The sequence below is a fragment of the Staphylococcus sp. 11262D007BW genome (assembly GCF_053547815.1).
In genome coordinates, this window is sequence record NZ_JBPWPJ010000001.1 from 1,325,324 (window position 1) to 1,348,166 (window position 22,843).

General features: G+C 33.9%; 26 protein-coding genes and 1 pseudogene. 12 read left to right on the forward strand and 15 right to left on the reverse strand.

Going from position 1 to position 22,843, the window contains the following annotated elements; all coding sequences use genetic code 11:
• The first annotated feature begins 65 nt into the window (after nt 1-65).
• The 4 genes from ACEE93_RS06565 (at nt 66) to ACEE93_RS06580 (ending at nt 3,427) form a co-directional block, all read left to right on the forward strand.
• Nucleotides 66-617 (forward strand): cysteine hydrolase family protein, encoded by a 552-nt coding sequence (locus ACEE93_RS06565; RefSeq protein ID WP_449155801.1) that lies wholly within the window; start codon nt 66-68, stop codon nt 615-617.
• A 56-nt stretch (nt 618-673) separates the two neighbouring features.
• A complete protein-coding gene (locus ACEE93_RS06570) occupies nt 674-1,600 on the forward strand; it encodes a manganese-dependent inorganic pyrophosphatase (protein WP_449155864.1) in 927 nt (308 codons plus the stop codon).
• Between the two features lie 23 nt (nt 1,601-1,623).
• On the forward strand, nt 1,624-1,902 hold the full coding sequence (locus ACEE93_RS06575) for a GNAT family N-acetyltransferase (protein WP_449155800.1): 279 nt from the start codon (nt 1,624-1,626) through the stop codon (nt 1,900-1,902).
• Nucleotides 1,903-2,047: 145 nt separating this feature from the next.
• Entirely contained in the window at nt 2,048-3,427 is a 1,380-nt protein-coding gene (locus ACEE93_RS06580) for an aldehyde dehydrogenase (protein ID WP_449155799.1), read from the forward strand.
• 97 nt (nt 3,428-3,524) lie between these two features.
• Here ACEE93_RS06580 and pglS read toward each other — a convergent pair whose 3' ends face one another.
• From pglS to ACEE93_RS06595, 3 genes are all read right to left on the reverse strand, one after another.
• Nucleotides 3,525-4,568, reverse strand: coding sequence for a 6-phosphogluconolactonase (pglS, locus tag ACEE93_RS06585; protein WP_449155798.1), 1,044 nt, complete (start codon nt 4,566-4,568; stop codon nt 3,525-3,527).
• A gap of 62 nt (nt 4,569-4,630) precedes the next feature.
• Entirely contained in the window at nt 4,631-5,200 is a 570-nt protein-coding gene (locus ACEE93_RS06590) for a hypothetical protein (RefSeq protein WP_449155797.1), read from the reverse strand.
• Between the two features lie 69 nt (nt 5,201-5,269).
• Nucleotides 5,270-5,440, reverse strand: a complete 171-nt coding sequence (locus ACEE93_RS06595) for a hypothetical protein (RefSeq protein ID WP_449155796.1) — start codon at nt 5,438-5,440, stop codon at nt 5,270-5,272.
• A 165-nt stretch (nt 5,441-5,605) separates the two neighbouring features.
• Here ACEE93_RS06595 and ACEE93_RS06600 point away from each other — a divergent pair, with 165 nt between their 5' ends.
• Both ACEE93_RS06600 and ACEE93_RS06605 read left to right on the forward strand, forming a co-directional pair.
• On the forward strand, nt 5,606-5,992 hold the full coding sequence (locus ACEE93_RS06600; RefSeq protein WP_449155795.1) for a hypothetical protein: 387 nt from the start codon (nt 5,606-5,608) through the stop codon (nt 5,990-5,992).
• A 328-nt stretch (nt 5,993-6,320) separates the two neighbouring features.
• On the forward strand, nt 6,321-7,364 hold the full coding sequence (locus ACEE93_RS06605; RefSeq protein ID WP_449155794.1) for a C45 family autoproteolytic acyltransferase/hydolase: 1,044 nt from the start codon (nt 6,321-6,323) through the stop codon (nt 7,362-7,364).
• Nucleotides 7,365-7,428: 64 nt separating this feature from the next.
• Here ACEE93_RS06605 and ACEE93_RS06610 read toward each other — a convergent pair whose 3' ends face one another.
• Nucleotides 7,429-8,271 carry a DUF4097 family beta strand repeat-containing protein gene (locus tag ACEE93_RS06610; RefSeq protein WP_449156463.1) on the reverse strand — a complete coding sequence of 281 codons (843 nt, stop codon included), beginning with the start codon at nt 8,269-8,271 and terminating at the stop codon, nt 7,429-7,431.
• Nucleotides 8,271-8,831 (reverse strand): HAAS signaling domain-containing protein, encoded by a 561-nt coding sequence (locus ACEE93_RS06615; RefSeq protein ID WP_449155792.1) that lies wholly within the window; start codon nt 8,829-8,831, stop codon nt 8,271-8,273. Before ACEE93_RS06615 ends, ACEE93_RS06610 begins: the two co-directional genes overlap by 1 nt.
• Nucleotides 8,832-9,022: 191 nt before the next feature.
• On the opposite strand from ACEE93_RS06615, the gene ACEE93_RS06620 reads away from it, so the two are divergent.
• Nucleotides 9,023-9,580 carry a thioredoxin family protein gene (locus tag ACEE93_RS06620; RefSeq protein ID WP_449155791.1) on the forward strand — a complete coding sequence of 186 codons (558 nt, stop codon included), beginning with the start codon at nt 9,023-9,025 and terminating at the stop codon, nt 9,578-9,580.
• Nucleotides 9,581-9,653: 73 nt separating this feature from the next.
• Here ACEE93_RS06620 and pmtD read toward each other — a convergent pair whose 3' ends face one another.
• The 7 genes and pseudogenes from pmtD to ACEE93_RS06655 all read right to left on the reverse strand — a co-directional run.
• Entirely contained in the window at nt 9,654-10,382 is a 729-nt protein-coding gene (gene pmtD, locus ACEE93_RS06625) for a phenol-soluble modulin export ABC transporter permease subunit PmtD (protein ID WP_449155790.1), read from the reverse strand.
• A complete protein-coding gene (pmtC, locus tag ACEE93_RS06630) occupies nt 10,382-11,254 on the reverse strand; it encodes a phenol-soluble modulin export ABC transporter ATP-binding protein PmtC (RefSeq protein ID WP_449156464.1) in 873 nt (290 codons plus the stop codon). The genes pmtD and pmtC overlap by 1 nt, the downstream gene beginning before the upstream one ends.
• A gap of 10 nt (nt 11,255-11,264) precedes the next feature.
• Nucleotides 11,265-11,912: a phenol-soluble modulin export ABC transporter permease subunit PmtB gene (gene pmtB / locus ACEE93_RS06635; RefSeq protein WP_449155788.1), complete on the reverse strand. Its 648-nt coding sequence runs from the start codon at nt 11,910-11,912 to the stop codon at nt 11,265-11,267.
• Nucleotides 11,913-11,941: 29 nt separating this feature from the next.
• Nucleotides 11,942-12,835 carry a phenol-soluble modulin export ABC transporter ATP-binding protein PmtA gene (gene pmtA / locus ACEE93_RS06640; RefSeq protein ID WP_449155787.1) on the reverse strand — a complete coding sequence of 298 codons (894 nt, stop codon included), beginning with the start codon at nt 12,833-12,835 and terminating at the stop codon, nt 11,942-11,944.
• Nucleotides 12,835-13,215: a PSM export ABC transporter transcriptional regulator PmtR gene (gene pmtR / locus ACEE93_RS06645; protein WP_449155786.1), complete on the reverse strand. Its 381-nt coding sequence runs from the start codon at nt 13,213-13,215 to the stop codon at nt 12,835-12,837. The genes pmtA and pmtR overlap by 1 nt, the downstream gene beginning before the upstream one ends.
• 269 nt (nt 13,216-13,484) lie before the next feature.
• Entirely contained in the window at nt 13,485-13,658 is a 174-nt protein-coding gene (locus tag ACEE93_RS06650) for an SE1626 family protein (RefSeq protein ID WP_449155863.1), read from the reverse strand.
• 170 nt (nt 13,659-13,828) lie between these two features.
• Nucleotides 13,829-13,912: pseudogene (locus ACEE93_RS06655) on the reverse strand (Trp-rich small protein); the annotation flags it as partial.
• A gap of 207 nt (nt 13,913-14,119) precedes the next feature.
• Between ACEE93_RS06655 and ACEE93_RS06660 the strand changes: the two are divergent.
• The 3 genes from ACEE93_RS06660 (at nt 14,120) to ACEE93_RS06670 (ending at nt 17,453) form a co-directional block, all read left to right on the forward strand.
• Nucleotides 14,120-15,412, forward strand: coding sequence for an aminotransferase class I/II-fold pyridoxal phosphate-dependent enzyme (locus tag ACEE93_RS06660; RefSeq protein WP_449155785.1), 1,293 nt, complete (start codon nt 14,120-14,122; stop codon nt 15,410-15,412).
• Between the two features lie 303 nt (nt 15,413-15,715).
• The gene (locus ACEE93_RS06665; protein ID WP_449155784.1) at nt 15,716-16,240 is read left to right on the forward strand and encodes a methylated-DNA--[protein]-cysteine S-methyltransferase; all 525 of its coding nucleotides are present in this window, start codon (nt 15,716-15,718) and stop codon (nt 16,238-16,240) included.
• Entirely contained in the window at nt 16,221-17,453 is a 1,233-nt protein-coding gene (locus tag ACEE93_RS06670) for an acetylornithine deacetylase (protein WP_449156576.1), read from the forward strand. The genes ACEE93_RS06665 and ACEE93_RS06670 overlap by 20 nt, the downstream gene beginning before the upstream one ends.
• Nucleotides 17,454-17,577: 124 nt before the next feature.
• On the opposite strand, the gene groL is transcribed toward ACEE93_RS06670, so the two are convergent.
• A complete protein-coding gene (gene groL / locus ACEE93_RS06675) occupies nt 17,578-19,206 on the reverse strand; it encodes a chaperonin GroEL (RefSeq protein ID WP_449155783.1) in 1,629 nt (542 codons plus the stop codon).
• Nucleotides 19,207-19,243: 37 nt separating this feature from the next.
• Nucleotides 19,244-19,531, reverse strand: a complete 288-nt coding sequence (gene groES / locus ACEE93_RS06680; protein ID WP_449155782.1) for a co-chaperone GroES — start codon at nt 19,529-19,531, stop codon at nt 19,244-19,246.
• Between the two features lie 158 nt (nt 19,532-19,689).
• Here groES and mroQ point away from each other — a divergent pair, with 158 nt between their 5' ends.
• A complete protein-coding gene (mroQ, locus tag ACEE93_RS06685; RefSeq protein WP_449155781.1) occupies nt 19,690-20,445 on the forward strand; it encodes an intramembrane glutamic endopeptidase MroQ in 756 nt (251 codons plus the stop codon).
• Nucleotides 20,446-20,524: 79 nt separating this feature from the next.
• Here the strand turns inward: mroQ and ACEE93_RS06690 are convergent, their stop codons facing one another.
• A complete protein-coding gene (locus ACEE93_RS06690) occupies nt 20,525-21,559 on the reverse strand; it encodes a hypothetical protein (RefSeq protein WP_449156465.1) in 1,035 nt (344 codons plus the stop codon).
• A gap of 278 nt (nt 21,560-21,837) precedes the next feature.
• Between ACEE93_RS06690 and ACEE93_RS06695 the strand changes: the two genes are divergently transcribed.
• A complete protein-coding gene (locus tag ACEE93_RS06695; RefSeq protein WP_449155779.1) occupies nt 21,838-22,641 on the forward strand; it encodes a carbon-nitrogen family hydrolase in 804 nt (267 codons plus the stop codon).
• Nucleotides 22,642-22,843 lie beyond the last annotated feature (202 nt).

Here is a 22,843-nt window from a genome sequence, read left to right on the forward strand (position 1 = left end):
ATTAGGTTATACTATATATAATATTGTAATAAATATCGATTCTGCATTTCTAGGAGGTTCTATTTATGACAAAACGTGCATTAATAATTGTAGACTATTCAAATGATTTTGTGGCAAATGATGGCAAATTAACATGTGGAGAGCCTGGTCAAGCGATTGAACCTTTTATTCTCGATCGTATTCGCGACTATCATCAATCTAACAGTCCTATTTTCTTTATGATGGACTTACATTTCGAAAATGATCCTTATCACCCAGAAACTAAAACATTTCCACCACACAATATTGAAGGCACTGATGGTCGCGATTTATATGGTGATATAGGTCAAGAATATGAAAAGATTAAAGACGCTTCACACGTATTCTTTTTAGATAAAAGAAGATTTGATTCATTTTATGGCACACCTTTAGATAGCTTACTGCGCGAACGTCAAATCGATACGTTAGAAATCGTAGGTGTATGTACGGATATTTGCGTACTTCATACTGCAGCAAGTGCCTATAACTTAAATTATCAATTAATTATTCCTAAAAATGGTGTTGCTTCTTTTGATTTAACAGGACACGAGTGGGCTTTAAACCACTTTAAAAATACGTTAGGTGCAACGGTAGAATAATTATTCATACCCATGATAAAATAGTATTAAAACTAATTAATAAATGAGGAGATTATATCATGACAACATACATTTTCGGACATAAAAACCCAGATACAGATGCAATTTCTTCTGCAATTATTATGGCAGATTTTGAACAATTAAATGGCAACAAAGAAGCAAAAGCATATCGTTTAGGAGAAGTTGGTCCTGAAACAGCTTATGCGTTAGAGTATTTCAACGTTGATCAACCTGAATTATTAAATGAAGACTTAACAGATAAAGATGTTATTTTAGTAGACCATAATGAATTCCAACAAAGTGCTGATACGATTGATAAAGCATCTATTAAGCATGTTATTGACCATCATCGTATTGCTAATTTCGAAACAGCAGCGCCACTTTATTATCGTGCTGAACCAGTGGGTTGTACTGCTACAATTTTATACAAAATGTATAATGAAAAAAATTATGACATTAAACCTGAAATTGCTGGTCTAATGATTTCAGCGATTATTTCTGACAGTTTATTATTCAAATCACCAACTTGTACAGAAGAAGATGTCAATGCAGCAAAAGCATTAGCCTCTATTGCAAACATCGACTTAGAATCATATGGTTTAGAAATGTTAAAAGCAGGTGCTTCTGTAGCTGATAAATCAGATAGCGAATTAATTAACGCAGATGCTAAATCATTCAATATGGGTGATAAAATTGTACGTATCGCTCAAGTGAATACCGTAGATATCGAAGAAGTAATCGCAAGACAAGAAACACTTGAAAATGTTATGAATGAAGCGATTGCAAATGAAGGATATAATACGTTTGTCCTTGTAGTCACTGATATTTTAAATAGCGATTCTAAAATTTTAGTAGCAGGTGCTGAAAAAGACAAAGTTGCGCATGCATTTGATACAAAATTAGAAAATAACACAGCATTTTTAGCGGGTATCGTTTCACGTAAAAAACAAATTGTACCCCCTATTACTGAAGCACTTTCTTAATCAAGCATAAGGGATGTGATGTTATGAATTATCAAATTCAAGAGGATTCTCATCGTTTTTATATCAATGATGAACACGCGCGTATGATTGCTGAGATTACATTCAATCACGTCGGAAATGACGTCATTGATGTCAATCATACTTATGTTAGTCCTGTTTTACGTGGTGAAGGGATTGCAAAACAATTGTTTAATAAAGTCATTGATAAAGCAAGACGAGAGCAATTGAAAATTATACCAACTTGTTCTTATGTCTCACATCAATTTGAGAAAAATGAGGATTTGAACGATTTAAAAGCATAATTTTTGTTGATTCGTCGAAAGACATTCCTAACGATTTAAGCGAGACTGTTGTTTGATTTATAACTGTCTCGCTTTTTATATCCATATGCGGTTTAATGATTGTATTAATGTAACTTATGTCATATTTTCAGAAAGGAGGATCTGAGTGAATCCATATCAAACGTTATTCGATCAGTCCCAAGCTTTTTTTAATACACAAGCCACAAAATCTCTCTCATTTCGTAAAAAACAATTAAAGTTATTAGCTAAAAGTATCAAGCAACATCAACAAGAATTATTTGATGCTTTAGAAGAAGACTTAGGAAAAAGTAACGTAGAATCGTATGCTACGGAGATTGGCTTTACGCTTCATAACATAAAAAAAGCACGCCAAAAAGTGACTAAATGGGCTAAAAAGAAATCGATTGAAACGCCATACTATTTATTTCCGGCAAAAAGCTTCACGATGAAAGAACCTTTAGGCACTGTATTGATTATTGGCCCTTTTAATTATCCTTTTCAATTAGTTATTGAACCCTTAATTGGTGCCATTGCAGCTGGTAATACGGTCATTCTTAAACCTTCTGAACTCACACCTCATGTGAGTGAAGTCATTCATAAAATCATAGCATCAACTTTTTCAGAGGATTACATTAGAGTTGTACAAGGAGACGCTCATGTATTGCAATCATTGTTAACGTTACCTTTTGATCATATCTTTTTTACAGGTAGCCCAAGAGTAGGTCAAATCGTTTACGAAGCAGCAGCTAAAAACTTAACACCTGTCACTTTAGAGTTAGGTGGAAAATCTCCTACGATTATTGATAAAACAGCAAATTTAAAAGTGGCTAGTGAACGTATTTGTTTTGGAAAGTTTTTAAATGCGGGACAAACATGCGTGGCGCCTGATTATATTTTAATAGATGAAACAGTTAAATCAGATTTTATCGAAGCATTACAAAAAACTTTGATTGAATTTTATTCCAAAAATCCACAAAACAGTCCGGATTTCGGCCGCATCGTTAACCTTAAACATTTTAATCGTCTTAATCAATTCATTGAGTCACACCGTCATCAAATTGTTTATGGTGGCGAAACGGATCAAAATGATCTTTATATTGCACCTACGATTATGCATCAAGTGACCTCCGATGACTTAATTATGCAAGAAGAAATTTTTGGCCCTATTTTACCTATCCTTTCATATCGTAATTTAGATGAAGCCATAGCTTATGTTCAATCTAAACCTAAACCATTGTCACTATATTTATTTAGTGAAGATGAAAACACGACTAATCGTATCCTGAGTGAATTATCTTTTGGTAGCGGTGCGATTAATGATACGATACTTCAACTAGCCAATCCTAAATTACCATTTGGCGGGGTCGGTCGTTCTGGTATAGGTCGCTATCATGGACGTTATTCATTTGATACCTTTTCACACGAAAAACCATATATTTTTAAAACGACCAAACTGGAAACAGCCTTACTTTTTCCACCCTATAAAGGTAAACTAAAATACATTAAACAAATTTTTAAGAAGTAAATCTCTTATCTCTACCACATGTTAAAAAAGAGGTAGATAGCGCCATTAATCAATCAGCGCTCTACCTCTTCTTAAATATAATATACACTCTATTGTGTTAGCTTTCTTTCATAAATTGAACACATACACCCTCACTAGCATTATGTTCGTTTTGTACTAATTTGAGTTGACCCGTATCTTGATCTCGTTTAAATACTGTCACCACTGAATCCCCTTCTTGATGCGCTACAACAATATAGTCATCAGAAGCGGTAATATTAAAGTCACGTGGGAATTCACCATGAGTTGAGACAATATCTACAAGTTCTAAGTGCTTGCCTTCACTAGTAATTTTAAATATCGCAATACTGTCATGGCCACGATTACTAATATATAGAAAACGTTGATCCTTGGAAATATGAACGGCAGCTAGCTTAGTAGGATGTAAAAAGTCTTCAGGAATCGTTGAATGTCTTTCGATTTCATTAAATTGACCATCATGGTAATCCATTACAACTACTGTATTAGAAAGTTCATTCACCACATAAGCATACTTACCTGATGTGTGAAAAGCGATGTGACGTGGGCCATCTCCAGGTTCCATTGTAGTACGTTCAGCAACCTCTAACCCTTTATCACCGTAATGATAACTGACTAATAAATCAGCTCCTAAATCAACAGCAACCGCATATTTTTGATCTGGTGTTGCGTCTAAATAATGAACATGAGATTGTTCTTGGCGTTCAACATTCGGACCATGTTCATAGTCATGATAAACCTCTTTTATAAGTCTGTCTATTTTGCGTTCCTCTGCATTCAATTTATAAATACGTGCAATACCATCACCATAAACCGCTTCAAATACGTATTCTCCATCTGGTGAGACTGCTACATAACATCCTGAACCTTTAAAGGATTGTAGGACTTCTCCTGTCTTTTCTAAAGTGCCATCTTCTTGAATATGAAAAGTAGCTAAACCAGAACGCTCGTCATTTTTAGTGATAGCAATAAGCATATCTTGATATTGTGTTAAATAAGTGGATGCGTTTAGTTCATATCCTGTTTCAAGTGTTTCAATTTGTCCTTTTTCTTCATTTAATTCAAACCTATAAATACCTTTGCCATCTTTTTTAGTATAGGAACCAATCCAACCTTTTGTCATAAGTATGTCTCCTTCCAATATATGTTATGCATATTGTAACAAATGTTGAATGAATAAAGCAGTTAAGAGGACAATAATTCAAGTTCCCCACTTTGTACACACCAAGCTCTCCCCATTGGCGATAATCCTGTGATGCCTTCAAAATATTTATAACCAATGACTTGCATTAAATCATGTGAACAAAAATTACTCATACAAAATGTCCGCGTAGGGTCAAATTTAGGATTACGATACAGACGTTTTAATAACCGTCCAAAACTAAAAGGTTTCGAAAATATAAGCCATAAATCTGGATCATTATCGACAAAAGCACTCTCAAATTTCTTCATATTTTTAGCATTTTCTTTCCAAATAACCACGTTAATATTATAAGGGACGATATTGTGATGATGTAAATAGCTTTCTAATTGATGTTTAAAACGTTGCGCACTCTCTATCATTAATGCGTCATTACTCACACCAATAATAATTTGTCTCGCTTCATAAAAATTTTCTAATAAACGATCGATTATTTGAATTGGCATCGTATGTTTTAAATGTTGGTTATCGATTTGTTCGTTAAACCTTTGTAATTGAATAGCTACTTGGGAACTCAATTGATAGGATACTAAACTATTTTTACTTTGATACACCCACATCACCTATTTTTTAAATTTGATAAAGAAAAAGGGTTGAGATATCTCACCTCAACCCAATATGCTTTATTGATTAGATTCAATGTCAGCAATAATTTCTCTTGTTTTATTTTCGATGTCTTCAAAGTCTTTTTTGAAAACATATGCTAATACAGCAGCACCTACACCTAATACTAAACTAGCAATTAGTGTAAAACTTAATACAAATTTAAAAAATCCTTTAATAAAATTCCACATAAATATTCACCTCTAAATCATTGTCTTCTTTAATATCATACCACATAAGTGAGGATTCATTAAATAAATACCCTAATCAGTTACTTTCTAACATTTCAACTATATAAATATCTAAACAATTATGATACAGTAATAATAACAATAAAAATGAAAGAGGTATGTTTTATGCCATACATATCTTTATTAAACTCGTGGAAAAATCATGATATTAATCGAGTAGATGAGATGTTAGATGATCACGTCGTAGTGTATTATCTTAATGAACTCGGAATTCCTCAACATTTAACAAAATCAATGTTGCTGACGTTACTTAAAAAACGTATGCAACAAGTTGATTCGAATGAAAATTTACAATGGAATTTTGAAATTGTTCATAGAGCACGGTTCCATGGGCAAAATATGGTTATTTTTTATACCTATTCTAATGAACATGCAAACTATAATGAAACCAATAAAACAATGATAACGATTATATTCGATTCAGAGGCTGATAATCCTCATCGCATTAAAATGGTGTATATCGCTCCTAATATTAAAGGGATGTCAGAATAAAGGAATTGATACGTCGTAATGATTCAACGTATCAATCCTCTCCCCTATGACGCGTTCACATTAAATGTTCAGTACAACTTAATTCTTTAACCACTTAAGAATTAAGAAAGGGTTATGAATCAATTAAAAAAATTCCTATAAACCCATTGCCGTGTCTTTAAAAACGTTTTACCAAACATTTCCAACACATTTTCCACTCCTTTAATCTATCAACCTATTTTCAATGTTTCTTCATTATAATAATTGAGTGGATGAATGACCATTAATAATAGATTACAACATCATAACAAATTATTTTAAACATATGTCAGAAAGGGTTTCGTAGAGTATGCAACGTGTAACATCTGATATTTTAACTTATAGAGGTAACCACTATGATTATGGCGTTTCCGTTGGCCAATGGTTACTACAAACCGAAATGCTTAAAAATCGAGAAAAAGAATGGAAAAAAAGGGTGCCTCGTTTTGATATTAACATCAATGAAACTCAAGCTGTTTATCAACACTTCGCCCCAGCAATATGGGAAGAAATTTTAGGCATACGAGATGTACTTAATATTCCATTGCGCCAAGCAATACTTAACTTTGCACACTATCGTTTTACAGATTTACCTGATAGTGGTTGTACTGTTTTCATCGGTGACAATTATCTTGTTAGAAATTATGACTATCATCCCGCTACATATGATGGCCGTTATCAACTTTATCAACCTACTGATCATGGCTATGCTCAAATTGGACCAATGTCACGAACAACAGGTCGTATGGATGGCATGAATGAATGCGGATTAGTGATGGCTTATAATTTTATGCACCGCAAAAAGCCTGCGAATGGCTTTGTCTGCTATATGATTGGACGCCTCGTCTTAGAACTATGCAAAGATGTGAATGAGGCAATATACTTTTTAAAACAGTTACCACACCGAAGTTCCTTTTCATATATATTACAAGACGCTACAGGTAATCATGCTATCGTCGAGGTAACGCCAAGAGGTGTGGAAGTAAGATATGATCAAACGTGCACGAATCACTTTAAATTGCTTACTCATGAAAATCGTAATTATACGAAAGAATCAATGGAGCGCCTTGAACGTTTAGACACAACATTAAGTTATTCCAACTTAGATAAATTCGATGTTTTTAATCGATTTAATAATCCTGACTATCAAATTTATAGTAAGTTATTTAAAAGTTGGAGTGGGACGATTCACACGTCTATGTATGAACCTCACTCATTAACTGCCTATATTGCACTCGGAGAAAATCAGTCACCAATTGAAATTGATTTTTCAAAATGGTTAAAGGGAACGCCTTTGCAACACCATCAATTTTCAGGCAATCTCGACACAGAAATCACCTTTGCCTCAGAATAAATACACATAACAAAAGCGGCTATCTGTGAAAGATAACCGCTTTTTGATTGATCATTTATAAACATTATTTGACTGTAATGTCCCCTTTAGACGTATAAAGTTCAACTTTTCGATCGCCATCACCATTTTTGCCTTGTTTTAATTGATCATTTTTAATGAGTGCTTTACCTTGATCTGGCATCAGTTTTAACATCACGTTTTTAGGAACCTCTTTGTATTGTAATAGAATATCACCATTTTTGATAGAAGCTTTTAAAGCACATTCTGCTGGCATATTTCGGAAATTAATCATGCCTTCTACTGCTTTAAACACACTATTATTAACTTCTGTTTCTTCAACATTGATGGCACCTTGTTCTAAACTTACATCACTATCAACCAAAGTACTATCATTAACGTTGACAAAAGTTTCATAACCACGAATTTGTGTTTGTTCAAAATGACTATTATTTAAATTAATTTCACCATGCTCTTCATTCCACAATGTGGCATTAGTACTATTAATTTCCTCTATATCCATATTTGAGGCACTCGTCGTTACTTTAAGTTCATTTAATTTTGAGGATGGTACTTCAATTTTAAGATCTCCATGATTATTTTTAAACGGGTTAACATCTAACATTCGTTTAGTCGTCATCGGTACTTCTGCGATTTGTAAGGTTTGGTTTAATGTCGAAACATTCAACTTATTTTTCCCTTTATATTCAAATTTAAATTTGTCACCTGGTGATACCGAAATATCAGCGGTATCTGTATTTACGATAAGACGATCTATATCGTCTGCATCATATTCTTTTTGGACCGTTTTTACTTTATGATTGTTTTTTTCAAAACCAAACCAAACCACTGTCCCTAATACAAAAAATAGGATAAAAACGACCATGCCAGTAATAAATAATTTTTTCATCATTTAATTTTTCCTTTTTTAAAAAGTTGAATATTCCATGTTAAATATTTGATAATCGCATATCTAACAAGAAGTAATAATTTCAATATAATGACGACAAAAATAATACCTAACCCTAAAAAGGAAATACTAAAAATTAAATTACTTAACGAGAAATATTGAAGCCCGACCCATATGGAAGAAATAATTACTAAAACAGGGGCTAGTACCATACCAATTGAAATAAACGTACCTACTAAAATAATTAATAACACGATTAATAACGGAATCATAACAATTAGCAGTGTAATCAAACTTATACCAATTGTCGCGATTAATGCACTTAAAATATGTTTGAAATCTGGTTTTCGTTCTGCATTTTTTACCGCATACGCCGCATATTTTTGTTTGGCGATTTTCTTTGGCGTATCCAATTTACGAATAATGTCTTTATCCGTTTTTCCCTTAGCGCCTTCTTCATAGAATATATTTTCATATTGAGACATGATTTCGTCCACTTGCCTACTTGGCAATTTATCTAGACGATATTCTAATTCATTCAGATACGTTATTTTATTCAATTGATACGACCTCCCCTCTTCAGTATAATCATTGATTTTCATTCATATAAATTATAGAGTGTTTTTTGTTTATTTTAAATGTTCCATAAGAAAATGTATTTTAATTGTTATAATCTTAATTTGTCTAAATCTTTTTAATTTTCTTTCTAGCGTTAAACTGATATACTAAAAAGAAAATAGGAGTGATATGTATGACTACATTAAAAGCTTATTTTGAACAGTCAAAGCCTTTAAAACAATATATCGCTGACATGACAACGAACCAAGAAGGATTCAATAAGATTTATAATGCTTTTGATATGCCGACAGATGATTCGAGAATAGAGGCGATTAAACAAAAACCGTATCGTTATGTGCTTGTAATTAGTGAAGATTGGTGCGGTGATGCGATGATGAACGTCCCTATTTTAAAACATATCGCCGAGGCCACTGATTTAGAGGTCCGTGTTTTTTATCGTGATGATGATACACAATTGATTGATCAATACTTAACAAACGGCAAGTCTCGCTCAATTCCCATTTTTGTATTTCTAAATGAACAATTCGAACAACAAGCTGTTTGGGGACCAAGAGCTAAACAAGTTCAATCTTTTGTTGAAGATCTTCGTGCACAACATCTTCCTGATCGGTCTGATGACCAATTTGCGAGCAAAGAAAAAGAAGTTCATCAAATCATTCATAATCGTTATCAAACAGATGCGCATTTTTGGAAAAATGTCTATGATTCTATCGTTGACCGTTTAATTTAGATTGTGATTTATTTAAAAAATACAGATAAAGGGCTGATGTTGGCATCCAACACCAGCCCTCTTTTCAGGTGACTTAAATATCTTTTTTAACGATACTACCTAAGTTTGCGATAAATAGCACAACAATTGCCGCAATATTAATGAACCATTGCCAATTTGTAAACGTTAAATTTCCTTCTAAACTTTTGTCACTTAAATAGCTTATTGGAATATATTTTAATGATTTTTGGATATTATCTCCAATTTCTGGAATTAATGGAATAAATGGTTTAACCACTGGTAAAATTAATAATAATAAAATACCGAGTGTAAATACTAACGATGGTTTTTGAACAAATAGATTAATTAAGAATAGTAATAAACCATAGATTAGAAACAACATCAAATAAAATACCAATAATTCCCAAATACTTTCTGTTTCAAGATTCTTACCTTCTGTAAAAATTTGAATTAAATAAGTGATAATTAATACGACTACTGTCGTAAAAACAGCGATAAAAATAATAGATATACATTTTGCAATAAAATAGCCAACACGGTTTTTTGTATTATTTAAATAAAGTTGAATGGTACCCTGACTACTGTCACGCGTAATCGTTTTAATAACAAATAATAAACCAATTAAAGAAAAGAACCATTTCGCTACTTCAAACATGGTATTCGCATCCACATCTGTATCATTTGCAACCATAATAGCTACCGTAATCACTAATGGTAAGACACCTAATAAAATAGCGATATAGGTTAAGGGGCTTTTCAAGACACTGATCATATCAAATTTCACAAGTTGCAAACTATTCATTATTGATCACCTCTTTGATTAATATTGAAATACGTATCACGTAATGAGACTTTTCTTGTTTCAATGAACTTAGGAAAAACATCGACTTGTGCTAAATGTTTTAGTAAAGATTGATAATTACGTTGAGATGGCACCGTAATTTCGCATAAATCTTTTTGAGATTGAAGCACTTTGAAATGTTCTGTTAAACAATCTAATGCTTTTTGATAATCTTGTTCTTCTACTTCAATGACTGTTTGATCTGTCGTTTGCCCTTCTGCCATATTGACATCTTGAACAAAATGACCATTTCTTAAAAAGACAGCGCGATCACAAATTAATTCAATATCTTCTAATTTATGACTAGAGATTAATATTTTCATATCTAGAGAATGAACTAAATTTTCAATGGTTTTTAATACATCAATTGAACCATCTGGGTCCATACCATTTGTTGGCTCATCCAATATTAAGTATTTAGGTTTATTCATTAATGAAACGGCTATGGCTAATTTTTGTTTCATCCCCATAGAATATTTTTTAACTTTCTTCTTGATGTAAGTTTCCATACCAAATGCTTGAATAATGTCATTGGTATAGTCTTTATAAAAGCCCTTTCCTAATACTTGTGCGAACATTTTTAAATTATATAAACCTGATTTATTATCGTATAATTTTGGATGTTCGATTAGATATCCAATTCGATCCCCTTTATCAGTTTTCACTTCTCCTGAAAAATTTGCGATATTTCCATTCATCATTTTCATCAATGTTGTTTTACCAACACCATTCTTACCGATTAATCCAACAATTTTACTATCTTTAAAGTCAAAATCGATATTATCGATGACTGTATTTTGTCCATATTGTTTCGTAATATGTTGTAATTGCATAAAAACCCTCCTATCGCTTCATTAGTGTAATTAAATTATAAAAATAAACAATAATGGCTAAGCCAAGTGATAACATAAAATACCAAAAGCCAACATCTAGCGGTGAATAATATAATGGATTATCATATTTCAAAATACCTAATGTGATCAAAATAATACCAATCACAAATGGGATAACAAAAAACATAGCTATAATATACGCTACAATCGGTATATGATCCGTCATTTTTTCACTATATCGTGGAAACCCAATTATAAAAGTAAATAAATTAACACTAATATATAACCAAAAAGTGCTAAAGGTGATGCCATTAAAGTCAACCATTGTTTCTTGGACATCATATAGTTGAATCAGCAGCGCACCAAATGCGGTTAGTAAAATCACTGTTAAATAATGTGCATGAAATAACTGTAATTTTGATACTGGTAAACTATGATAAAAAATATAAGCCTCTCTATGCCCTAAACGTCTAAATAACCGAAAAGCGTGTGCACTATCTATGATAATAATGATATTCAGTAAAAAGATGATAATTTGAACCCATAATGCTGTATCTTTATTTGCTAAACGATAAAGTGGAAAGATAAGTAACAAAATACTATAAAGTATGATGGTCCATCTTCTTAAATATAAGTTTCTCATTAATAATTGCCGCATAACTCTAACCTCTTTTATAATGTCGTATATCACAGTTTGATATCATCTAAAGATATATGATGGCTATTCGGTTTTTCATAGGCTATCATAATATCTTCAATCGACATTCGTGAAATAGTGATTTTATTACCAAATAATTCCTTAAATACTTGAGCATGTTGGGTTACTCCTGAATAACTATCATCTGTTACTTTTAAAGAAATCATTAAACTTTTTAATTCGTCGTCTAAGTCTTTAATATCGCCTCGCACTAATCGATGCGTTTCCAACAAGGTTTCTTTAGATTCCTGAAAAATGATAGATCCTTCTTTTAGATGTACAATATAATCTGCAATATGTTCTAAATCTGAAATGATATGCGTTGATAATAACACCGTCTTATGAGCATCAATCAATAATTCTTGAATCATTTCAAGGACTTCGTGTCGCACAATCGGATCTAATCCAGCTGTCGGTTCGTCAAAGATAAACAATTCCGCTTCGTGACTAAATGCAATGGCTAACGATAATTTCATTTTCATTCCCGTTGAAAGTTGATGTATTTTTTGCTTATCATTCAATTGAAATCGGTCTAACAAAGATTGAAATGTATGATGATTCCATTTTGTATAAAAAGGAGAAATTCTTTTTTCAACCTTTTTAATCGTCCACTTTTCATTTAAATAGAGTTCCGAATAAACAAATCCTATTTTATCTTTAATGGCTACAGGGTTAGAGGCCATTGACGCTCCAAACACCTGAATATCGCCTTCATAAGTATTAATCAAGTCCATGATCATACGAATAAGTGTTGTTTTGCCTGCGCCATTAGCACCGATAAATCCCGTTACATAGCCTTGAGGAACATTAAAATTGATATTTTTAAGTTCAAACTGCTTCTTTTTATAACTTAGTCCGTTTACTTCGATAGCATGCGTTGTCATTATTGTTCATCCTCCTCATAAATCATGGCCACAATGTCTTGTAATTCTGCCAATGACATACCAATGGTTTTAGCCTCTTTCGTTAAATTTTGAGCGAGGGATTCAATAACGATAAATTGCTTTTCTTTTAATATGGAAGTATCTTGTGCTTTCACATATGTACCCTTGCCTCGTACTGAAATTAAATAGCCATCTTTTTCTAAATCTTCATATGCTCGCTTAGTTGTAATAACACTAACCCCTAATGTTTTGGCTAGCTCTCTCATTGAAGGTAAATGGGTACCTGCATCCAAGGAACCAGTTAATATTTGTTCCTTAATTTGACGTTTAATTTGTTCATATATTGGAGACTCACTATTTTCTTGAAGTAATATTTTCATGATGAACCCCCTTGATAACTGTATATACTTAATATACACAATATAGACAGTGATGTAAATATATTTTTTAAATTCATTTACCTTAATTTATCAAAAACAGTGCAATTAAAGGGTTTCTAATTAACATCAAGTCATTTAAAAACCAAACTGTATATATACTATATATACAGTTTAACTAAAAAAACTAAGATACAATCAATGCAAATGTTTCTATCATCATAGATTCAAATAGAGTTTTACACATGTATCTTAGCTTAATCCTTATCAAGTTAACGATTTTTCTTTCGATCATTGTGACGACTAATAAATGCACAAATCATAAACATGATTGTTGCAACAAATAATTTAATGGATGAAGCTTCTTCTCCCATTACTTGTAAGACAACACCAATGATAAAGATGATCAATGCGATAATCACAAAGATTTTCGTCAAATGCTTCATCATATTTGTTCACCTCATCGACAAAAGTATAGCAAAAGCATTATCCCGCGACAACGTTCAAACATAAATGGGTGTAGTATTCGTTGTCTATTCACTTATAACATCAATTCATAATCATCCCTAATGATTTACTTATCCCTTCGATCGTCTTTTTGATGTCGGTTATTACGTTTCCATTTGGATTCAAACCAACATCTAAATACGATTAATATACCTCCTGAGAGAATTGATAATATAAATTCGCTCAAAGACATGATTATGCACCCCCTACAAACGTTGTTGCTTATCAACCTAATGAATGAAGTAGGACCTAGGTAGTTGATTTTATTTTAACACAAACACGAACATATGTTCTATTTTTAAGACTAGAAAATTTTATTTACTGTTTTCATTCTTTAACTTTCGCTATATTCACGGTATGATAGAAATAGATTAAGTATTTTAGAAAAGAGGTTAACGTTATGAACCCTTTAGCATTAAATTTAAATGAAGAATTAAAATCATCGGACCCTACTGTTTTAAATATGCTGTCTGACTTAGGGGTAAGTATGTACTATCCTAAAGGCATATTAACGCAATCAGCTGAAGCAAAATCAACAGACTACAACGCTACAATTGGGATGGCTACACAAGGCGATGGCAAAATGTATGCAGATACGTTAGCAGGTATGTTTAATGACCTTGAACCTGATGAACTATTCGCTTATGCGCCACCACAAGGTATTGAATCCTTACGCAAATTGTGGCAAGACAAGATCTTAAAAGAAAATCCAGATTTAAATGCTGATGATATAACTCAACCGATCGTTACTAATGCACTTACGCATGGCTTATCACTAACAGGTGATTTACTCGTGGATCCAAATGATACGGTTTTATTACCTGAACATAATTGGGGCAATTACAAATTAGTATACGGCGTACGTCATAGAGCACAAATTGAAACATATCCTATTTTCGATGAAGACGGTCACTTTTCAACTGAAGGTCTCGTCAATAAACTACAATCCATCAATAAAGACAAAGTCATTATGATTTTGAACTACCCAAACAATCCAGCTGGCTACACGCCCACGAAAGAAGAAGTTCAAACAATCGTTAATGCGATTGATGAACTTGGTAAACGTCAAGTTAACGTTGTCGCTATTGTCGACGATGCTTATTACGGTCTATTTTATGAAGATGTTTATACTCAATCTATTTTTACAGCATTGACGAACCTTCATAATGACTATGTTTTACCCATTCGCTTAGATGGTGCGACAAAAGAGTTTTTCGCATGGGGCTTTCGTGTAGGATTTATTACATTCGGTACATCTAATTCAACGACAAAATCAGTGTTAGAAGCTAAAGTGAAAGGACTTATCCGAAGTAATATTTCAAGTGGTCCTACACCTTCACAATCAGCGATTCAACATGTATTAGCGCATCCAGATCAATTCAACCATGAGATTCAACGAAATATCGATACACTTCAAGCACGTTATAATGTAACGAAAGACATTGTTTACCAAGATCAATATCAATCATTATGGCAACCGTATGATTTTAATTCAGGTTACTTTATGGCGTTAAAAGTAAAGGATGTGGACCCTGAAACATTACGTACTTATTTAATCGAAAATGAATCGATTGGTATTATCGCTTTAAATCAAACAGATATTCGAATTGCATTTAGCTGTATTGAAAAAGAAAACATTGAACATGTGTTTAAAAAGATTGCTGAAGCGATTCAAACATTACAACAACAATAAACATGTAATATCGATGATGTACTAATGTACAGGAGTACACCATTCAGTTATATTTAAATATTCATTCTATGATGGGGTTAGGACAAAAGCATTCAGGATTTGAGCAGAAGCGAACGAAAAGCTAAAATTGTTTTTCACATTTTGGTGAATCGTGAACTTTCTGCCGAAAATCCTGCTTTTGGGATACCGTTAATCGGTTTTCCAGAGCATTAATACTTTATGTCTCAGCCCCATTCTCATTAGAAAGGTCATCAAGGAAAGAGTAAGATGTCTCTTTCTTTTAGATTAAGGAGAGTTATACATATGTGTTTTTACTATCAAACAATTAAAACCCCTATTGGCAAAATGACGGCTGTCGTGAATCAAACTGCTTTGGTTAGTTTATCTTTTACAGATTCGAATGATTATCAAACAGCACTTCAAAAATTACGCAAACAAGCGCCTTTGAAACAAACTTCTCACCACCCTATTATTAATCAAATCGCCATTGAACTTGAAGGGTATTTTCATGGTTATTTAAAAACATTTAGTACACCATTTGAATTTGTCATTGGTACACCATTTCAACAGCAAGTTTGGCAGGCATTATCACAACTAAACTATGGTCAAACGGTAACTTATGGCGATATTGCGCATATAATAAAAAAACCTAAAAGTGTGCGTGCGGTCTCTACTGCTATTGGACAAAATCCACTTTCTATCATCATTCCGTGTCATCGTGTAGTACGTAAAGATGGACGTTTAGGTGGGTTTAATAGTGGGCTTCACCGCAAATCTATACTCTTAAACTTGGAGGCGATGAATCATGATAGCACAACGTCATTTTGAATTTTTAAAAACGTTAATCGAACATCCTACACAAAGTCCCCCTGCTAGAAATACATTACCTTTACAAAATCAAATTCAATCTTGGTTAGAACAATGGGGATTTGAGGTTCAACACATTCCGTTTTATCACAACGACGCTATTATAGTAGGTGTATTAAAAGGAAAAGATCCTAATGCACCTAAATTAATTTTGAACGGACATGTCGATGTTGCCGAAGTTGAAAACGAGCAATATTGGCAAACACCACCGTTTGAACTCACTAAAGATGAAGATGTTTTAATTGGCCGCGGTGTAGCGGATATGAAAGGTGGCATGTCGAGCCTATTTTATAATTTAGAACGACTTCATTTAGAAAATAAACAGCCTCAAGGAGATATTATTGTACAATCCGTCGTTGGAGAAGAAGTAGGAGAAGCAGGGACTCGAGTAGCTTGTGAACATAGTCCAAAAGCTGATTTAGCGCTTGTTTTGGATACAAGTGAATCCATTGCGATGGGACAAGGTGGTGTTATTACTGGATGGATTACCATTGAAAGTGATGAGACCATTCATGATGGTGCAAGAAGTCACATTATCCATGCAGGTGGTGGACGTCATGGTGCAAGTGCCATCGAAAAAATGATGAAAATCATTCAAGCTTTACAAGAACTTGAGCGTCATTGGGCAGTTACAAAGTCTTACCCTGATATGCCTGCTGGTGCCAATACGATTAATCCTGCTGTAATAGAAGGTGGACGTCATCCAGCGTTTATCGCGGATCAATGTAAATTATGGATTACGGTTCATTATTTGCCTGATGAGGATTATGAAGCTATTATTGAAGAAATTGAAACTTATTTACAACGTGTGGCTGATAGCGACTTATGGTTGAAAGACCATCCGTTACGTTTTGATTGGGGTGGCGACTCGATGATTGAAGATAAAGGAGAGATTTTCCCAAGTTTTACAATTCCTAAAGATCATCCGGGCTTCTCCCTTTTAAGTCAGTGCCATGAAACAGTACATCAATCGCCGCTTCAAACTGCTATGAGTACGACAGTGACAGATGGAGGATGGACGGCAAACGCGGGTGTACCTACTATTTTATATGGCCCCGGCGCATTAAATGAAGCACATGGCACAAATGAAAAAATTAAAATAGCAGAACTGGTTCAATTCACAGATGTTTTATACGAATTTTTAACATCATGGTATGACCATCCAATTAAATAAGATATTAAATAAAGACACAGTATATAAGCGTCATCCTTATATACTGTGTCTTTTTAATTGATTATGTCATCATTATGATCATCGAAAACCTTAAACGTTGATATGACACCGTTTAGAGGTCTTTTTACATCATACCTGGCATGCCGCCACCCATTTGTGGCATATCATTACTGTTGTCATTAGCTTCAGGAATGTTGGCTACAACCGCTTCTGTTGTTAAGAACATTGCAGCCACACTTGCAGCATGTTGTAACGCAGAACGTGTTACTTTTGTAGGGTCTACAATACCTGCATCTAACATGTTGACCCATTCATCTGTCGCCGCATTATAACCCACACCATGTTCTGCATTTTTCATACGTTCTACAATTACTGAACCTTCAAGGCCAGCATTTTCTACGATTTGTCTAACTGGAGATTGTAATGCTTTAAGGACGATATTCACACCTGTTGCTTCGTCCCCTTCAGCCTCAATCTCTGCAACATCTTTATAAATATTCATTAATGCTGTACCGCCACCAGCAACAATACCTTCTTCAACTGCGGCACGTGTTGAGTTTAACGCATCTTCAATACGTAATTTACGTTCTTTCAATTCTGTTTCAGAGGCAGCACCTACTTTGATTACAGCAACACCGCCAGCTAATTTCGCTAAACGTTCTTGTAATTTTTCACGATCAAAGTCTGATTCTGTTTCATCAATTTGTGCTTTTAATTGGCTCACACGCGCATCAATATTTGTCGCATCGCCATTGCCATCTACAACAGTTGTATTATCTTTCGTTACTTCGACTTTGCTTGCTGAACCTAGCATATCAATAGATGCGTCTTTAAGTTCAAGACCTAAATCATCTGTAATCACTTGCGCACCTGTTAAGATTGCTAAATCTTCTAACATAGCTTTACGACGATCACCGAATCCTGGAGCTTTTACGGCTACTGCTGTAAATGTTCCACGCATTCTATTTAATACTAAGTTTGTCAATGCATCGCCTTCTACTTCATCGGCTACGATTAAAATTGGGCGATTAGATTGAACAATTTGTTCTAATAAAGGTAAGATATCTTGGAATGAACCAATTTTCTTATCTGTAATTAAAATATATGGTTTTTCAAGTTCAGCAGTCATTTTATCTGAGTCTGTAACCATGTATGGTGATTGATAACCACGATCAAATTGCATACCTTCAACGACATCTAACTCAGTATTTAAGCCACTTGATTCTTCAATTGAAATGACACCATCATTGCCTACTTTTTCCATTGCTTCTGAAATATAACGGCCAACTTCTTCATCTGCAGCAGAGATGGAGCCAACTTGTGCGATTTCTTCTTTATTTTCTACTTTTTGAGAAATGTTTTGTAATGATTCAATCGCTACAGCGACTGCTTTATCAATACCTTGACGAATACCAACTGGATTTGCGCCACTTGTCACGTTTTTTAATCCTTCTTGAATCATCGCTTGAGCTAATACAGTTGCAGTAGTCGTACCGTCACCAGCGATTTCATTGGTTTTATTTGCTACTTCTTGAACAAGTTTTGCACCCATATTTTCATACGGATCTTCAAGTTCAATCTCTTTTGCAATAGTGACACCATCATTTGTAATTAACGGTGCAGTATATTCTTTATCTAATACGACATTTCGTCCTTTAGGTCCAATTGTGACTTTAACTGCATTGGCTAATTTATCAACACCACGAAGCATTGCTTGACGTGCATCTTCAGAAAATTTTAGTTCTTTTGCCATTATGAATATCCCTCCATTTTCTTCTATTAAGTATGTCTTACTCTTCGATAACTGCTAAAATGTCATCTTCTTGTAATACAAGATATTTTTCATCATTACGTTTTACTTCTGTGCCAACATATTGATCAAATACAACGTGATCTCCAACTTTGACTTCCACTTCTACACGTTGTCCATTATCTAAAATGCGTCCCGGTCCTACCGCAACGACAGTACCTTCATTTGATTTTTCTTTTGCAGTGTCTGTTAATACAATACCACTTTTTGTTGTTTGCTCTTGCTCTCTTTTTTCAATTACGATTCGGTTTCCTAATGGTTTAAGCATCATAATGCCTCCTTATATTAACCTTATTTAGCACTCTAACTCTTTCATTGCTAATCTATTGTCTATATTAATCAAATTTGGTCAAAATAGCAAGTGAAATGCTAGTCGTTGTAGCAAACGATTAATTTAGTTAAAATAAGTGCATAAGGGGGAAAATTATGAATCGTATAGTTGTATCGATACTTACTATTGTTATTTATCTACTTGCACAATTTTTACCATCTATCGCTTTATCAACCGGCTTATTATCCAGTGATAATGCGGTACAGCTCGCTAAAATGAGCATCAACATACAAGTCATTAGTTTCATTGTGGCTGCCATTTTAATTATCATCTTACAGTACACCATTAAAAATCCAATGGCCTTTGAATTACAACCTAAAGAAGAAAAACGATACATACCTATTTGGATCATCGCAGGATTAGGCGTTGTATTTATCGCTCAAATCGTTATCAATTTACTGACTACGCTTGTCTTTGGTATCGATCCAGCTAGTGAAAATACATTAGAACTTATGAAAGTAGCACGACAAATGCCCGTCTTTATTATTTTAATTGCGATTGTCGGTCCTATTTTGGAAGAATTTGTTTTCAGAAAGGTTATCTTTGGAGAAATATACAATGCCATTAAATCCAGTCCAGCGATTAAATTTCTAGTTGCTTCCATTGTTAGTTCAGTTATTTTTTCTTTAGCGCACATGGATTTTACACATTTCTTAACTTATTTTGTAATGGGAATGGTATTTGCTGCCTTTTATATCTATACTAAAAGACTTAGCGTTGCGATTGGTATTCATATGGCCCAAAATGCACTTGTGACTGTCATGCAATTACTTATTCCTGAAAAGGTTTTTGAGGAAATGTTAAAAGAAACATCTTTTATTACATTCTTTATTCACCATATAATCATGTAATCAAGATTAATACAAAAGGAGTACACAGCGATTCAATCTATTTCTGTGCACTCCTTTTTTTATATTTCATTTGATTACTCTATTTTAAACGCCAAATAAATAACCCAATCGCAAATGCCACGCCGACACTTGTCGCCACGATGATGATTTTCTTTAAGAGGTTCATATGTTCGTGTTGTATCATTGGTTCAATATCTTTTTTAGTAGTACTGACATTTTCTCCATTTTGTTCTATTGTTCTAACTGTATCATGGGCATCGCGACTGACCACTGACTGCGGTTTAGTCCCCTCTAATTTATCTCCCCCTTCTTCAGATGACTTCATTTGTTGGGATGATGACGTCTCGATTTCTTCATCACGCTGATGCTCTACTTGAGTATCCTTTTGTGTGCGCTGTGACGCTTGTTGAGACGAAGGGATAACATCATTTTGACGTTCATTGCTATTAGACATTGATGCTTCATTTTGCACTGATTGTTGGTTACGCTTGTTATTATTCGATTCCTGTGATGAAGGTAATTGGGAAGACTGCGTAGATTCCTGGCCGTTTTGTTCACGACTATTTTCTGTAGAGGGTACATTCGTTTCATTTTCAGTAGAAGGCTCTACAGATTCTTTATCGTTTTCTTCAGATTGAGGTGGTATCGGGTTACCACCGCCACCTCCTCCCCCATTCTTTTCAGGTTCTAACATAGGTTCTTCACTACTCCCAGTTTGTGGTTTTTTTTCTAGAGTACTGGCATCTTGATTAGATTCCGGCGAGATAGGTTGATCGGGTGATGGCACCGCTTCTGTTGAATCCATGTCATTATTTTCTGATGACGGTGTTTCAGTGGTTTCCACTGTTTCGTCTTCTGGTTGTTCAACAGACTGATGCTCAGCTGACACCTCCTCACTGTTTTCCGTCGTATCTGTTTGAGTTGTATCGTTTTCTTCTTCCAAAGTGGCTTCTAAGCTTGAATCTTGGGAAGGTTCCATGGACTGTTGTCTTTCTGGCGCATTCGATTGCTCAGCTGCAGAAACTATGTGGTTAGATGTTATAGTCATTAAACTAAACAACATCACAACTGTCCCCATAATCCTCCCTAAATAAATAGGATATTGATGTCGCATGTCTTTTGTCACTCCTAGCTGAATTAACGATCATTACAAAAATTACTTTGGGACCTAAGTGCTTATTAAAAGTTTAATCTTTATATTTCCACCCCATTATAACATTAATAGAAGGCGTATTTAATGTCATTTTTATTTATTACGTATTTATTTAAAAATGCGTTTTTTGTATCATTTTACATCCTTTAGTACAATATAAGAAAAGCATTAAGCTAAGGTTTAAATTTTAACATTTTACTCAATGAATATGTAACGTATTTTAAGAAAGGTGGCTTTTTATGAAAATTCAACTCTTTCAAATGACGATTGAACCTGCACAGTTGAACAATAATCTTCAACATATCAAAACACTTTGTGAAAACAATGTGCACGCTGCAACAGATGTCGTAGTTTTACCTGAAATGTGGAACAACGGTTATGCATTAGATCAATTAACAACATTGGCAGATCAAAATTTACAACCTTCTTTAAAAGAGATTCAACACCTTGCTAAACAATACAATGTTGACATTGTGGCAGGTTCAGTATCAAATCAAAAAAACAATCACATCTATAATACAGCTTTCACAGTCAATCAAAATGGCGAGCAAATTTATGAATACGATAAGATTCATCTTGTTCCTATGTTAGATGAACATCATTTTCTACAAGGTGGCCAAACTGTACCTTATACCTTCAATTTAAGTAATGGCACAAAAGCCTCACAGATTATTTGTTATGATTTAAGATTTCCGGAAATCAGTCGTTACCCTGCAGCAACAGGTAGTGAAATCTTATTTTATGTTGCCCAATGGCCAAAAGCACGTCTTAATCATTGGCGTCAATTACTCCAAGCACGTGCCATAGAAAACGATTGTTTTGTCGTAGCGACAAATAGTTGTGGTACAGATCATTCAACGGAATATGCAGGACACTCAATGGTAGTCGACCCAAATGGAAACATTTTAGCTGAAGCGGGTGAAGAAGAGACGGTACTAACTGTAGATATTGATATTTCAAACGTTTCAAAGCAAAGACAAGCTATTCCAGTATTCGATAATATGCGTCCAGATGTCTATCGGTACGCTAAAAAGAACACTTGAGCATTGTTGAATTTGACGTCATAAAAATAACCAAGCAAGTTTGGGAGGGACTTGCTTGGTTTCTATTAATATTAAGGGAATGTTATTAATTACAGTTATTCTACTTATTATAATTAGGGATGTTTAAATTATGAAAAAATTAGTGAATTTACCGATTATTAAGTATAGTGTTTGTGTTAGCTATATGAGTTTGACTCATCGC

What these genes read in the sequence shown, in the direction of transcription:
- ACEE93_RS06690 (WP_449156465.1), bottom strand. Translation starts at nt 21,559, where the DNA reads ATGCGACATCAATATCCTATTTATTTAGGGAGGATTATGGGGACAGTT.
- ACEE93_RS06575 (WP_449155800.1), top strand. Translation starts at nt 1,624, where the DNA reads ATGAATTATCAAATTCAAGAGGATTCTCATCGTTTTTATATCAATGAT.
- ACEE93_RS06665 (WP_449155784.1), top strand. Translation starts at nt 15,716, where the DNA reads ATGTGTTTTTACTATCAAACAATTAAAACCCCTATTGGCAAAATGACG.
- ACEE93_RS06660 (WP_449155785.1), top strand. Translation starts at nt 14,120, where the DNA reads ATGAACCCTTTAGCATTAAATTTAAATGAAGAATTAAAATCATCGGAC.
- ACEE93_RS06565 (WP_449155801.1), top strand. Translation starts at nt 66, where the DNA reads ATGACAAAACGTGCATTAATAATTGTAGACTATTCAAATGATTTTGTG.
- pmtC (WP_449156464.1), bottom strand. Translation starts at nt 11,254, where the DNA reads ATGCAATTACAACATATTACGAAACAATATGGACAAAATACAGTCATC.
- pmtD (WP_449155790.1), bottom strand. Translation starts at nt 10,382, where the DNA reads ATGAATAGTTTGCAACTTGTGAAATTTGATATGATCAGTGTCTTGAAA.
- ACEE93_RS06600 (WP_449155795.1), top strand. Translation starts at nt 5,606, where the DNA reads ATGCCATACATATCTTTATTAAACTCGTGGAAAAATCATGATATTAAT.
- ACEE93_RS06605 (WP_449155794.1), top strand. Translation starts at nt 6,321, where the DNA reads ATGCAACGTGTAACATCTGATATTTTAACTTATAGAGGTAACCACTAT.
- pglS (WP_449155798.1), bottom strand. Translation starts at nt 4,568, where the DNA reads ATGACAAAAGGTTGGATTGGTTCCTATACTAAAAAAGATGGCAAAGGT.
- ACEE93_RS06610 (WP_449156463.1), bottom strand. Translation starts at nt 8,271, where the DNA reads ATGAAAAAATTATTTATTACTGGCATGGTCGTTTTTATCCTATTTTTT.
- groL (WP_449155783.1), bottom strand. Translation starts at nt 19,206, where the DNA reads ATGGCAAAAGAACTAAAATTTTCTGAAGATGCACGTCAAGCAATGCTT.
- ACEE93_RS06650 (WP_449155863.1), bottom strand. Translation starts at nt 13,658, where the DNA reads ATGAAGCATTTGACGAAAATCTTTGTGATTATCGCATTGATCATCTTT.
- groES (WP_449155782.1), bottom strand. Translation starts at nt 19,531, where the DNA reads ATGCTTAAACCATTAGGAAACCGAATCGTAATTGAAAAAAGAGAGCAA.
- pmtB (WP_449155788.1), bottom strand. Translation starts at nt 11,912, where the DNA reads ATGCGGCAATTATTAATGAGAAACTTATATTTAAGAAGATGGACCATC.
- pmtA (WP_449155787.1), bottom strand. Translation starts at nt 12,835, where the DNA reads ATGACAACGCATGCTATCGAAGTAAACGGACTAAGTTATAAAAAGAAG.
- ACEE93_RS06695 (WP_449155779.1), top strand. Translation starts at nt 21,838, where the DNA reads ATGAAAATTCAACTCTTTCAAATGACGATTGAACCTGCACAGTTGAAC.
- mroQ (WP_449155781.1), top strand. Translation starts at nt 19,690, where the DNA reads ATGAATCGTATAGTTGTATCGATACTTACTATTGTTATTTATCTACTT.
- ACEE93_RS06620 (WP_449155791.1), top strand. Translation starts at nt 9,023, where the DNA reads ATGACTACATTAAAAGCTTATTTTGAACAGTCAAAGCCTTTAAAACAA.
- pmtR (WP_449155786.1), bottom strand. Translation starts at nt 13,215, where the DNA reads ATGAAAATATTACTTCAAGAAAATAGTGAGTCTCCAATATATGAACAA.
- ACEE93_RS06595 (WP_449155796.1), bottom strand. Translation starts at nt 5,440, where the DNA reads ATGTGGAATTTTATTAAAGGATTTTTTAAATTTGTATTAAGTTTTACA.